Annotated in this window: 9 protein-coding genes; 4 read left to right on the top strand and 5 right to left on the bottom strand. The window is 41.8% G+C overall.

Features of this window, described 5'->3' with window-relative positions; genetic code table 11:
• Together DFP77_RS17370 and istB are read left to right on the top strand one after the other, a co-directional pair.
• Positions 1-603 (top strand): Mu transposase domain-containing protein (locus tag DFP77_RS17370; RefSeq protein WP_425435132.1); only part of this gene is annotated, 603 nt, incomplete at its 5' end.
• 10 nt (positions 604-613) lie between these two features.
• Entirely contained in the window at positions 614-1,336 is a 723-nt protein-coding gene (istB, locus tag DFP77_RS17365; RefSeq protein WP_072842383.1) for an IS21-like element helper ATPase IstB, read from the top strand.
• Positions 1,337-1,560: 224 nt separating this feature from the next.
• Here istB and DFP77_RS17360 read toward each other — a convergent pair whose 3' ends face one another.
• Together DFP77_RS17360 and DFP77_RS17355 are read right to left on the bottom strand one after the other, a co-directional pair.
• Positions 1,561-2,070, bottom strand: coding sequence for a MarR family winged helix-turn-helix transcriptional regulator (locus tag DFP77_RS17360; RefSeq protein ID WP_072842384.1), 510 nt, complete (start codon positions 2,068-2,070; stop codon positions 1,561-1,563).
• 77 nt (positions 2,071-2,147) lie between these two features.
• The gene (locus tag DFP77_RS17355) at positions 2,148-3,173 is read right to left on the bottom strand and encodes an IS630 family transposase (RefSeq protein ID WP_072842385.1); all 1,026 of its coding nucleotides are present in this window, start codon (positions 3,171-3,173) and stop codon (positions 2,148-2,150) included.
• A gap of 272 nt (positions 3,174-3,445) precedes the next feature.
• Here DFP77_RS17355 and DFP77_RS17350 point away from each other — a divergent pair, with 272 nt between their 5' ends.
• Both DFP77_RS17350 and DFP77_RS17345 read left to right on the top strand, forming a co-directional pair.
• Complete coding sequence (locus DFP77_RS17350; protein ID WP_072842386.1) at positions 3,446-4,420, top strand: IS5 family transposase; 975 nt, start codon at positions 3,446-3,448, stop codon at positions 4,418-4,420.
• Positions 4,421-4,968: 548 nt separating this feature from the next.
• Positions 4,969-5,967 carry a tyrosine-type recombinase/integrase gene (locus tag DFP77_RS17345; protein ID WP_072842387.1) on the top strand — a complete coding sequence of 333 codons (999 nt, stop codon included), beginning with the start codon at positions 4,969-4,971 and terminating at the stop codon, positions 5,965-5,967.
• Positions 5,968-6,549: 582 nt separating this feature from the next.
• Here DFP77_RS17345 and DFP77_RS17340 read toward each other — a convergent pair.
• The 3 genes from DFP77_RS17340 to DFP77_RS17330 are packed head-to-tail and all read right to left on the bottom strand — an operon-like array spanning position 6,550 to position 13,314.
• Positions 6,550-9,753: a tyrosine-type recombinase/integrase gene (locus DFP77_RS17340; protein ID WP_072842388.1), complete on the bottom strand. Its 3,204-nt coding sequence runs from the start codon at positions 9,751-9,753 to the stop codon at positions 6,550-6,552.
• Positions 9,746-12,325: a hypothetical protein gene (locus tag DFP77_RS17335; RefSeq protein ID WP_072842389.1), complete on the bottom strand. Its 2,580-nt coding sequence runs from the start codon at positions 12,323-12,325 to the stop codon at positions 9,746-9,748. Before DFP77_RS17335 ends, DFP77_RS17340 begins: the two co-directional genes overlap by 8 nt.
• Positions 12,322-13,314, bottom strand: a complete 993-nt coding sequence (locus DFP77_RS17330) for a hypothetical protein (protein ID WP_114413472.1) — start codon at positions 13,312-13,314, stop codon at positions 12,322-12,324. Before DFP77_RS17330 ends, DFP77_RS17335 begins: the two co-directional genes overlap by 4 nt.
• Positions 13,315-13,471 lie beyond the last annotated feature (157 nt).

The following is a 13,471-nucleotide window of genomic DNA, read 5'->3' as shown; positions in this document are numbered from 1 at the left end:
GACAAACTCGATAAACCTGCATTAAAGCCCCTTCTTAGGCAGCGTTACCTGTACACCGAAACCAAACGAGCCAAAGTTGGCCCCGACTACCACATTGAATATTGCCGGCACTATTACTCAGTCCCTCATCAGCTCGTGGGTCAACATGTTGAGTTAGAAGCGTCCAATCGTCTGGTGCAGATCTATCACCGAGGCAACATGGTCACTCAACACCCACGCAGCCAAAGAGAACGTGGCAATAGCACAAAGCCAGAACACATGCCTGGTCATCATCACCATCAAAAGTGGTCACCAGAACGCTTGCTCAGTTGGGGAGCGAGCATCGGCCCAGCGACTCGAGAAACCATTAATAAAATCCTCCTCGCCAAGCCTCATCCAGAGCAGTCTTACCGATCCTGCCTTGGGTTGTTAAGCCTGAGCAAAACGCATGGTGAGTCGCGTTTGGAACAAGCCTGTCAAGACGCACTGATGTTAACGAAACCCAACTACACCTTCATAAATAATTTGCTGAAGAGCCATCGTGAAGGACAGATGAGTAAAGACAATACGACCACACCCAATATTATCCATAGCAATGTTCGAGGCCCGAACAGTTACCACTAGGAGAGTCCAAATGAATAGAGTCCACGATCAACTCAAAAGCCTTCGCTTAAGCCAGGCTGCGAAAGCCTTAGAACAGCAACAAGAGCAACTGACTACCTATGCAGAGCTGGACTTCGAAGAACGATTAAGTCTGCTGCTAGAAAGTGAAATCTTGAACCGTAACCAAACCAAGATCCAGCGTTTAAAGCGACAAGCAAAACTCAGGCTGGATGCTCAACCCAGTCAACTTGTCTACAAAGAAACACGAAACCTTCATCGTAAGCAGATGAGTGAGTTACTAACGGGCCGTTATCTGTACAAACACCAGAACATCTTAATCACTGGCCCAACAGGGGCAGGTAAAACGTATCTTGGTTGTGCACTGGCGACCAGCGCCTGCGATCAACAACACGCTGTTAGATACTATCGGTTAACCCGCCTTCTCGACGACCTGAGTGCAGGTCGATTGGATGGTTCCTATCAAAAACAACTCCAGTCGCTGGCTAAGAAAACCTTATTGATCCTCGATGACTGGGGTATGGAAAAACTGACCCAAGAGCAGGCAGGACACCTATTAGAAGTGCTTGAAGATCGTTATCAAAATAGCAGCACCATCGTCATCAGCCAACTTCCCGTGAAGGAGTGGTACAACATGATTGGTAACGCCACAGTGGCAGACGCCTTAATGGATAGATTGGTACACAATAGTCATAGGATAGAACTGGGAGGTGAATCAATGAGAAAACTGGCGTAATCCGGCCACTTAGAGTAAAAATAAGACGAGAGAAAAAAGGCAAGATCAGGTGGCCGGATTAAACCGAAATGGGCGATCGCAATCACCGGAATACGCAATCAAAAACTCTTGCTTCAAGATACCATTCACTCTTTCTGCTAATGCATTTTGATAACAATCATACTTACGGAACTGACGGAAGAGTTTCGAATACTAAGAATTTAAGCAGGTTTGGAAGGCTCGATTTAGTTGACTATATCGGCTTCTCCGGATTGTAATGTAGCTAGATTGTTGTGAACGGTTAAAAGACATTCCCTTAGAATAGCTACCTTTTCTTCGGATATTCCTTCTACGGCGAGGAGGTTGATCACCTCCGCCTTTGGTACGAGAACAGACTGTAAGCTACGGCCCTTCGGCGTTAGGTAAACTAGACGCCTAGGCTTCCCTTCAACAATAGGACGCAATTCAAGTAAGCCAGCTGCTTCCATTCTTTTAACGACGGAATTAGTTGTCGGCTCAGACAAACCAACTCGTTCACTAAGTTCGCGTTGGGATAGTCCTTCTTCACTCCATAGTTCTCGTAGGTATGACCAATATCCATGGTTCACACCATGTGGTTGGAGCTGGCTCTCTAGACAAACTTGAAAATCTCGGACTACTTGACGAACGATATGAGCAAGACGCTCATATTTGATTGCCACTGTACCGCCAATATTTTCTGGAGTTTGACTTTTAGCTGTAAGGGTATTTTTCATTATTAAAATTTCATATCTAATTGTTTATAAGTACAGTTTTAGCGAAATAGAATTATTAACCCAGCGGGAAAGTATATTCATGATACGTAGCTGATTACTGGATGTTCAAAGTACTTTGCAACTCTCTTTGGTTTTTGTTGCAGAATCCTCATGTGACTAAGCACTTTACCTGCTAAATTTTCTTGATTTCTAGCTGGTGCCGAACTTCGTATCCCAGCCTTAAGGTCAGCGTTCAAGTATTCATCTGGATTCAGGTCTGGTGAATATGATGGCAAATAGAAGACCTCGATCTCATCCTCATGACGCGCTAACCATGCTTTTACCAACTTGGCATGGTGTACCCGAAGATTATCCAAAATGAGAAATACTTTTCGCCCTGCATCTTTTATCAGCCGCTTCATAAAACACAGTAGCACTTTCGCGGTCATGTTTTCTCCATACATCATGAAACGGACCGTTCCTTGATTATTAACCGCTGAGATCATATTCGTTGAGAAGCGTTTGGCATTAATTTCTATAACGGGTGTTTTTCCTTTTGGTGCATAACCTCGACTGTGCTGGCAGTCATTTCGAATACCTGTTTCATCGCCCCAGTAGATCTCAGCACTCTTCTCAAAGGCTCGGCTTTTGATCTTAGGGTAAGTGTTATCCAACCATTTTTTAACCGCTTTTGGTTTGCGCTCGTAAGCCCGTTTTGCTTGCTTCTGAGGGGCATACCCCCAACGTTTTAAATAGTCACCGACCGTGCGAATAGCAATGTGAATACTCCACATCTGTTTGACCACGGCCTGAATTGCTTTTCGATTCCAGAGTGCAAAGGGCAGCTTCATTTGGTCTGGATTTTTGTCACAAATTAACTTTTTCAAGACTGATTCTTGAGCTTCAGTGGGCAGCCTTTCCTCTGCTGATCTTCGGCCTCTTTGTCCCTGTTTTATCGCCACCTCACCCTTTTTCACCCAAGCCCTAATCCAGCGGCAAACAACGCTATAGTGAATACCTACAATTTCTGTTCTCTTTTTGTCTTGCTGGAACGGCCGGATAGCCAAGTCTCGATTGTGTTGTTGAATTTCAGGTGTGAGCTTACGTGCGTCTAATTTTTTCATACATGAATCTTAACACATGATTACCTCTTTTTCTGCCTGGTTAATAATGGATCAGCTTTTTTTGAAATGGGATGAGTGGCGATATGCTTGGGAGCATTACGATTTGTGAATCCAGATTGTAATTTACAGGGTCTTTTACTAGCACGGCCAAAAGATATAATTTTGGCCGAAAGCGTACATTTTACCCTAAACTGCTATGGCCTAATTGTCTCTGGAAGATGCGAATAAGTCCCGCGCATGAGACAATTCATTTTTAACCTTCGAGCCTGACCATGTCACATCAACTCACTTTTGCCGACAGCGAATTCAACAACAAGCGTCGTAAAACACGCAAAGAAATTTTCCTTTCTCGGATGGATGAATTGATGCCTTGGGACCAGCTTGAAGCCGTTATTGAGCCTTTTTACCCCAAAGCAGGAAAAGGAAGAAGACCGTATCCGTTATCCACCCTGTTTCGTATTCACTGCATGCAGCATTGGTACAACATGAGCGACCCTGCTATGGAGGATGCGCTTTATGAAATCACGTCCATGCGTTTGTTCGCTGGATTGTCGTTAGACAGTGCTATCCCGGATCACACGACCATCATGAATTTTAGGCACTTACTGGAAAAGCATAAGCTCTCCCGTCAGCTGTTCAAAGAGGTCAACAAGTGGTTGTCCAGCGCTGGTATTTATCTAAAAGAAGGCACGATTGTCGACGCCACTATTATTGAAGCGGCTAGCTCGACTAAAAATAAAGCGAAAGCACGCGATCCAGAAATGCACCAGACTCAAAAAGGTAAGCAATGGTTCTTCGGGTTAAAAGCTCATATCGGCGTTGATGCTAGAACTGGGCTGAGTCACAGTCTAAGCACAACGGCAGCTAACGTACACGACATCACAGAAACAGAACATCTGCTTCATGGTGAGGAACGTTTTATCTCGGCGGATTCAGGTTATCGAGGCGCTCAAAAACGAGAAGAGCTTAAAGACATCAAAGCGGATTGGTTGATTGCTGAAATGCCAAGCAAAGTGCGCCTTCTCAAGAAACATCCAAGAATAAACAAGCAACCTATCCGAACGGAATACATAAAAGCCAGTATTCGAGCAAAAGTAGAGCACCCCTTTCGAATCATAAAGCGTCAGTTTGGTTTTAGGAAAGTCGTCTATCGTGGCTTAGAGAAAAATAATAACAAACTGTCGATGCTGTTTGCCTTAGCCAATGTGTTCAGAATTGACCAGATGATACGAGCTACAAGGGGTTAATCCGTTTAAAAGCCCGTAAACAAGGCCGAATGAGCGTGTTTAAGGGCTAAAAGTAATGAAATGGGTGACATTTTTTGTTTTTTAGCCGAGTTAGAAACACTGGCTAAGGTTAGATGTCTTAATCGTAGTTTCCCTCTCAATAGAGCCATTTTATTTGATGGTACACTTTGGATTATCTGGTTCGAGCTGAAGGATAACAGTACTCTGCCAGGGCAGTTTCCAAAATAGGTCAACTTTTACGCCTAAAGAAGAAATACACAAGCTAAAATTTTATAATAAATTAATTATCTTTATTATCATATAAGCTCCGCAATAACCGCACTCATATTCGATCGACCAATTTAAGAAGCACCATCACAAGCAGGCATTGAAAACGTAAATTTTCTACTTATTAAAATGTACGTTTGAAAAAGTAAAGTTTCTGTAATAACATTCATGTGCGTAGTAATAGCTTTTTTGAAGCCTGAAAACATAAGAGATTTAGACAAAAGTGCGAGTTGTTCATATGAGTTCGATGTGGTCAATTTTGATATAGGTTTGATTCAACAATGAGTGAGGTAGAAATGGATCATAATGATGCTTATCCTAGATTGCTCATTAGAGAAGATATCAACCAAGAGCTACTATTGCCATCCAGCACTTTAAGTAACGTTCAAGACAATCCTGCTATCGCCTATTTATTAAGCCTAGGTTCAAAGCGCAGTAGGCAGACCATGCAATCATTTCTTAACATTGTTTCAAGGATGATTGGATTCGATGACTTAAAGCACTGCATTTGGAGTTCATTAAGGCGCCATCACGTTCTGGCCGTACTCGAAATGCTCGCCAGCACCGAAAAAGCCCCAGCAACCATTAATACTTACCTTTCAGCACTAAAAGGCGTTGCTCTTGAAGCCTGGACAATGAAGCAGATAGATACAGACAGCTTTCAGCATATCAAGCAAATCCGCTCAGTAAGAGGTTCTCGCCTCACGAAAGGTCGAGCGCTTGAAAGGCGTGAAATCCGACGCCTTTTTGATACTTGTGCCGGCGACCACAGCGCTATGGGGTTGCGAGACGCTGCGATTTTAGGTGTTCTTTTAGGTTGCGGGCTGCGTAGATCGGAAGTGGTGGCTCTTGATATTGACGATATGATCTATAAAGATAAGGCGCTAAAAGTGCTTGGAAAAGGCAACAAAGAAAGACTGGCCTTTGTACCAAACGGCTCTTGGGAAAGACTCGAGCGATGGATTCATGAGGTTAGGGGGGTGTATTCCGGCGCCCTATTTTCAAGAATAAGGCGATTTGATGATGTCACAACCTCAAGGCTATCTGATCAAGCTATTTATCATATCCTTGAAATGCGTCGAATAGAGTCGAGGATTGAAAAATTTGCCCCTCACGATTTGCGTCGTACCTTCGCCTCAGCAATGCTGGATAACGGCGAAGATATCGTCACCGTCAAAGACGCTATGGGTCATTCGAGCATCAACACCACTCAAAAATACGATCGCCGAGGGGATGAGCGACTAAGAAGAGCAAGTGAGCGCCTTGGCATTACTGATTAAACAATATAAGTAAATTGGATAATACATTTTCAAATTTTACTTTATTAACCCACTACATATCGACACACCAAATAATTATTTAAACTATTTTATTTCTTTGATCCTTTCGCCATTACGCCCTGCTTCGATTGACACACAGCTGTATACTAAGCCCCATCTTTTTCTTTTTTAAATCAATATCTCGCTATTCCGTTCATTACAGTCAAGAAAACTTCTTTGTGTGTTTGCTGGTGACCTTTGGTTTACTGCTTTTCGACAAAAATGAGTTGATGCGACATGGGCAGGTCTAGATGACAAAAAGTGAATTCTTTCACGGACGAAGCTGCTCTAATCTCTCTGAGTGCCTCGACTTTGACTCATGCCTTTGTAGCCCTCCGTAGAGAACTGCACATGTATATTTTAGATACATTTAATGCACTTTAATCTAATTAAATCAGCAACTTATAAAATAATAAAAATTAAATAAAAGGTGCATTAAAGTGCTTTAACAGCTATTTTTTGGTCACAAATTGACAATAGCATACTTGCAAAAATGCACAATTAATAACCGGGCATAAAGCAACCTAGACTTACCAAAATTTATTAGACAATAGCTGCCTCCAACACATACATCATCGCGAAAGCATACCTTAAGCCTTCGATAGCCCTGCCTGTTTCGGTGTTAATCAAGTTAACGCCTAACCAACCATACTTGCCGACTTTGGCATCGCTGTTTGCTAAACCTGTCAGAATGACACGTCGATTAGAGAGGTTTAAACACTTTCTCCAATGCGGTAGACAAACTTTTTTAAGGTTATTGCCTGATTGCTTTTGCCCATGCAACAACGTAAATGACAACGATACCTTATCGTTAGTCAGTGTACTTAACGCATCGATGACTGGTTCGGCGGAAGCAATGTCAGTAAACCTGAATAGGTAGTTACGCTTTTGGGTATGTTTAGAAAAACCGTTTAATAGAGCTTGCAGTTTGACTGGGTCTTTTTGGGCCATAATTTGAAGACGGTCTACTACCTCGACATAAGCATTTTGATCAATGTCGATGTTTCTTGGCTTGGCTGGCAACGGTAGCGTTTCGTTTTGATAGCGCTCTAAATTGATTTTTCTTGAGCAGTTTCCAACACCGTCAGAAGCAATCTTATGTCTTTCTAAACTGAGCAGAGATAAGAGATTTCTTTCCCACTTCTTGATCTCTGATGCATTGATTCCAGTTTGCTCTGATAACGCGTCATACTGCTTATATTCATCGATTATTAACACTGGGCTTTGAATCAATTTAAACAATATTTTTCGACAGTCATCAAATTTTCTGACCGTATTATTGGCAATAAGCTCCAATCTGAAATTGGAAATCGCAGCAGAAAACATCACTTGACTAGGCTGCGGCAAGATTCTTTTGTACTTCTTATGTAGACCCAAACGATACCCATCAGCACCATCACGCAACCATCGATAGATAGTAGTTAAAGATTGCCCTGATGCATCCGACAACATCTCTGCCGTTGGCATTATTCGTTTTTCAATCGAAACGCGAGCAAGGTAATCCATACAATGAATGTAATGTTCCAATGTTGTCTCTGGCGACGCGTGCCCCATCAGTATCGATAACGCATAAAGGTGTCTTCTGGTTGGATCTTGGCTCGCGTATAAGTAATGCTTAAGAGCTGCATTATCAGCCAACCAGCTCTGAGTTTCTGGGTGCTGTTCATAGATGGATAGCTGACAAGACTCCTCACTCATCAGTTTTAATAATGTCAGAGTTGCAAATGAATGACGAAGGTTGTGATATCTAAGGGAATCATCCCCACATACAGCCCTCATCACTCTGTGTATAACAGGAAATACCAAATCGGCATTTATGCAGTTATAACTTTTTGATGCGCATGCAAAAAGAAAAGGTGAGCTACTTTCGCCACTATCAAGCTGCCCACGCCTCTTGTTTAACCAGTCTCTGAATAACAACAATTCATCGTGACTTAGAAAGTTTCTCAACTCGAAATGGCGCTTAGCATTGTTTGTTTTAAGTGTACGATAATGGTGAGGTCGAACAATAAGGTAGCAATTTTCATCGCCCTGGATGTCTTCTACTCTCAACTTTAGACCTTCGCTTTGCCTAAGCCCACAGCGGTATCCAAGAATAAAGATTAATCTGATAACGACATTCACCTCTGGTGATAAGTCGAGCTCATCAATACCTTCCAATGTCTTCAGGACATTTAAGTATTCGTCTACAAGCAGAATATTCGCATCAACTGGCAACGGTGAATTTTGAATTCCAAACACTTCTCGTGAATCAATAGCGTCAACATAGTGGTAGTTTTCCAAATATTTCTGGAACCGATCCAGCATACTGGCCAATTTTCTTTTTAAACCAGCCGATGAAACTGTACCAAGAAGCTCTTCATATAACCCTTCTAAATCTTCAGAAGAGTACAAACTCATATCATCTTTTTGCACCAAACCTGACAGTCGAGAACCGACCGAGCACATCATATAGGCAATACGTTTTGTTTGTAGATTTGTGAAGTCATTACTACCAACACTTGCTAAGTGCGCACCCCACATCAGCACCAACCTTTGCACCGGCTCCAATTCCATATCGTTCTTAAGAATAACCGAAATATCACGCTCCAAGCTTTCCTTGCTGTCTGACTTTTTGATGTGCTTTTCAACCCATGTCCAACTTACAGCCTGACTCTCTTCTTCTTGCTCAGATGTGTTCGACATTGAGTGCGAATCATCAAGCGATAAATATTGATCACTAGGAGCCCAAGCAGGCTTAACAGGTGAATCACTATTTTCGACACCATCACCAAGAGCAAAATAGCCCGCCAAACGATTAATAGCGCTCGGCTTTAATGAATGACTAATAAACTCTCGATGACAATATCGAACAACAAACGAGGGCACGACCTGCTCATAATGAACAGACACAACATTAAGAAGAGCCTTAAGGTTCATTTTCTTAATTACGAGATTTTTTTTGAAACTTTTAGGCAGGCTAGAAAAAACACCTTGAATAAGAGACGTTATTTTCTTTTTCATCTCTTGTTTTTGGCCTGTTATTATTTCAATTTCTGAGAGCTGACTCTTGAGCAGAAGTGTTTCAGTCAGTGTATCTGGATACCAGAAACGACTTTCAGAGTGCAGATACTCTCTCGTTTTTAGATCTAAAGGCCAAATTTTTTGACTGTTTACAAAATAAGGTTGTTTAGACGAATTAACCAACAAACCGTATAAGCCTTCTACTGACAGAAGACCACCATACACAATCGATGACAGTAGTATTTGTCCTCTTTTAACGTCATCCTTGCAATTCGGTTGCTTCAAAGATTCAGATAAAGCGTTAACAATATCTTTATATAAAACGACATATCGATTAAGTCTCAAAGGCGTTAGTCGCCCAGCCTCTCGATGCATTTTTTGTGTTAACGCTGGAAGAGTAACACTACTGTCTAACTCACCTATTTTTTTCAAATACAGGACCAGTACCCTTAGCACCTTCGACACCTGAACAATACCTTCAGCCTCTAGCTTGCAGGTGTTGATAAATCGATTAAAAAGCTTGTTAACATTAAATTTTTTACGTTTTTTATCATCTTTGTATCCGATAAGAATAGCTTTTGAATCTGTGGTTTTATCTTCAGCAAGCCAAGTCATAAAGTACTCAAAATAATGCTTTTCGGAGTCAGCTATGTCAGCTTCAAACTTATTAAATATCGGCAATCTCTTTTCTGTTACTTCAGCTCTCCATGAGGCGTTAGACTCAATTTCTTGCGCTTCAAACATCAGCAAGCCCTCGTTCAATCGTAAAACTCAATTCGTTAAGCATATCGTTAATATTCGGTGCCACCATCTCAAGAAGCTCAATGGGCGAGCACGTTGAGAATTTACCCCAAGGTTCTTGGCCTGCTCCCCAGTGCCCCATAAACGCATTAATCAACTCACCTCTCACTCCTTTTTCTATCAAATAGGTGCGAATAAATCGACGGTTAGTGTTCATCGGTAGATTCAAAAAAGAGGCTTGAAGCTCAAAGCTTAGGCTAGGTTTAATTTCTGCAGAATGAAGATCTTTATCGAGATAGAAATAGTCTTGTATGTCTATTAGTGAATTGTTATTAATAGCCAAAAAGTAAGTGGTGTTTTTGAGTTGCTCGACGTGCTTTTGATAGGCCTCTAACTGCTGACAAACGAGTTTAGGTAATATACATAATCGTGAGTTATAAAAATCATCACCATCTTTATCAGAGATAACGACCGTTTTCGTGGCTGAATCAAAAGCAGTTAAGCAAGCAAGCGGTGAGCAAATAGCACGCACTCCCGTTCCATACGCAAACATCTGAGCGGTGTAATATGTCATCATGTTATGAACATTCAAAATTTCACCAGAATCTTTTGCGGATTTGATCGCACTTTTACTTTCCTTCACCATATTAATAATGCTACCCAGCGTCGGGCATAACGGTGAAACGGACAGTGTATTTACTACAGGTAATTTAGCGGCTTCTGACTTGATAAAACTAGGCAAAGAAACATCATCACAGAGATCTCCCCAAACCTTATGCCTAACCGATTCAAGGTAACTAGGCGAAGGCGCGCTGTAATGCAAAAGCGTCTTTCCGAGCGGAAGATACTGACCAGTGGATAAGATCGTAACCGCAATATCAGCTGTTTGATGAGTTATATGAGCGGGTAAAAAATTGGCAATTTTATGCTCATTCAGTCGGTTACTATCAGGTAATAAGCGCAGCAAAGCGTTTAAAATACGTCGGTACTCAGGTAGCTTCTTTTTAAAAATCCTCCCCACTTCTTTTTTTTCTAGCTGCTCTTTATGCTGCTCTTGTAGAAAATTAGCCAGACCAAACTCATCAGGAATTTTAATATGTGATTCAACAACTCGGCATTGCTCTAAAACATCTTGAGTCATCCGTTTTGCGCGTCGAACATTTGCAACCTTGAGAAGCCAAAACCGCTCGCCACTCACCAACACCGATGTTATCTTTGCTTTAGAAGCAAGGTGGTCAGCAGACCACCTGGTACCGTGAGTAACATCTCTTAAAGAGCAACCGGTATATAACATCAATAAAGCAATTGGCGCTGCATGAGAAATCAAGTCATTATAAAACGCAGGCCGACGCATTACGTCTAAACAAAGTTCAACAAGCTGAGCGATTTCAACGTTGGTAGCGTTAGAAAATTGACAAATCAAATTTTGATTAGATTGTACAACTTTAGTAATTTGTCGATTCGTGAGAATGTTGTTACAGCTAGGTGTTGGGTCTTCAACACTAATAATCTCATCATAATCGCCCTGTTCATCATCTTCTAAATCGGCGTATTTAGCCTCTTCCTCAGGTAACAAAGCTGAAGTCTTTCTTATCTTGATACTGTTAACAGGGATACTATTTGAACCATGCCCAAAGCCCGTCGCCTCAACAATGCAGTTGTCATCAATCAAAATAGACTCGCTGATAGTGCCCGAGTGATATCGGCAATAGCCGCCATGCCAGCCGGAAGACTTTCGGTTATAAGGCTTAGCTTTGCCGCGCTTTCTTGTCGCGTTGACACCTCTACGCTGAGACTCAAAGCTTATCCACCTCGAAATCAATGGACTCATTGTTTGACGGTAGATTGGGCGCTCCTCTGTAGCCGAATCATCACGTGCCGCTATAATATCTTCACACCATTCCAACACATTAATGTCATCACAAAAAAATTCTATCTCGTCATCATCAACATTATTATCTGACCAATTACGAATAAAAAAGCCAGCTGTTGATGCAGCGCTTTGATGTTTTTTCGAGCGTTTTTCTTGGTCTTTGATGTACATCGAGAAGGTCTTAGGCGAATGATTCAATGATGAATAAGCCGCAAGCACAATGATCTGTAACCCATGAAAATTGTTGATATATTCATTATCTTCAAGAGTATTCATAAGCATCGAATAAATGGGGTATCGCCCCCATTGGCCCTGCATAGGGTGTCTTCGATCTTCAACAACATCAGGTCTTTCATGCCATATAAAAGCATCCACTTGCTTCAACAAGGTTATGTGCTTTTCCATAAAATCAGCAAAGAGACTTAGCCCTAATAATCTCTCACCAAACACATCTTCTAGCAGTGAAAGGTCATCGCATTCATCCCTGACACTTTCGATGGCGTCACTGATGTTTTCAACACAAAGATCGATAGCACGCAAATGGGGCGGGATATGACACAGATTACAAAAATGAAGTATAAATTGACGAGATTGTTTCGCCGTCAAATTGGCAACGGTCAATTTCTGTTTCTTCATCTCTTTAAGAAAGCGATGCAAACAAGAGCCGTCAAACTCGACAGTTGATGAACGATGGGTACTCAACGACTGATCTCCTGTATTGTTCTAGCATCTAACCCAAACAACGCCGCAAACTTCTTGCTACTACAAGATGCGAAGAAAGATTGCTTATACAAAGGGGAAAACGAAGGCTGGAGCGTGTCAAAGGTTTGCTGAAGCAAGCTCTTTTTTGTACTGTATATAATCGGAAGGCCCAACACTTCCATCGTGTTTAGTCGTTTCAGAGCCAGCCCCATTTTCCCTGTGAACCAGCGAACTGGCACTTTTTGCTTCTTGTCTAGAGTATTAACAGCTTGCACATATGACTGAATTCCAGCAACGCAGTATAACTTGCCTTCTTCTCGCACTAATACGATCGGAGATAGTGTCAAATAATCCAACACTTCATTCCGTTCTAATGGAAGTAACTCTCGAACAAAAGCAGGAAAGCTGCGCAAAAAAGCCATCAACTTGGGGTGAATGCTATCAATATCGGATAAAGCGACATCACATGATTGGTCTGTAATGCAACTATCTGAATGGGTGTCAACAAAATCACCAGCTTTCACTTTGGTCTGCTTTGACTCACTGAGCTTCGGCAGAATAAAAGGTACATAACTTGCGGTTTCGAGGTCACTAAAAGACCGAGAAGCATGTAATTCAAACTCAGTCACACAACTCATATCCCACAACCGTAGTTTGAGCAAACTTAACTGTTGCTCACCAACATCAACAGATGATATTTCTGTGCCAAAAGAAATGTTGCAGTCTGAAATTACGCTTTTCAGACAGGCATGTGGTTTTTCTTCTGTTCTAGCCTGCGCAAATGACAGCTGAGCTAAACGAAGTTTCCGTTCTTTGCCATCACGCTCATAACAAATAGACGATGTCTCTGCGTCATACCCAACATTAGAACCTGTTCTCAACAACAAGGATCCAAAAGCCTCAAATTGATCAATAAAAAGACCGTAGCCATTTTCTTTGAAATGGAGATACACGAACCCTTTCGAGACTTCTATTAACCTTATATCCATACTTTTTCCTCAATAAAGAATGTTATGCGTCCGCATGAAAGCAAACACCGTTAACAAGACCTCACTTGAAAAGCGCTACTATATTGGTAAAGTACAGACTCTCACCTCTGACCTTACCAGCGGCACTTTTAAGCTGGCCTTGGTTTTATAGATGCTT

It is taken from the genome of Marinomonas foliarum (genome assembly GCF_003337275.1).
Classification (GTDB): domain Bacteria; phylum Pseudomonadota; class Gammaproteobacteria; order Pseudomonadales; family Marinomonadaceae; genus Marinomonas; species Marinomonas foliarum.
The sequence above is the reverse complement of the archived record's forward strand: the minus strand, read 5'-3'. Positions and strand labels throughout refer to the sequence as shown.

Bases quoted from the DNA above. Each gene is read 5' to 3' on its own strand.
- istB (WP_072842383.1), top strand. From the start codon at position 614: ATGAATAGAGTCCACGATCAACTCAAAAGCCTTCGCTTAAGCCAGGCT.
- DFP77_RS17360 (WP_072842384.1), bottom strand. From the start codon at position 2,070: ATGAAAAATACCCTTACAGCTAAAAGTCAAACTCCAGAAAATATTGGC.
- DFP77_RS17355 (WP_072842385.1), bottom strand. From the start codon at position 3,173: ATGAAAAAATTAGACGCACGTAAGCTCACACCTGAAATTCAACAACAC.
- DFP77_RS17350 (WP_072842386.1), top strand. From the start codon at position 3,446: ATGTCACATCAACTCACTTTTGCCGACAGCGAATTCAACAACAAGCGT.
- DFP77_RS17345 (WP_072842387.1), top strand. From the start codon at position 4,969: ATGAGTGAGGTAGAAATGGATCATAATGATGCTTATCCTAGATTGCTC.
- DFP77_RS17340 (WP_072842388.1), bottom strand. From the start codon at position 9,753: ATGTTTGAAGCGCAAGAAATTGAGTCTAACGCCTCATGGAGAGCTGAA.
- DFP77_RS17330 (WP_114413472.1), bottom strand. From the start codon at position 13,314: ATGGATATAAGGTTAATAGAAGTCTCGAAAGGGTTCGTGTATCTCCAT.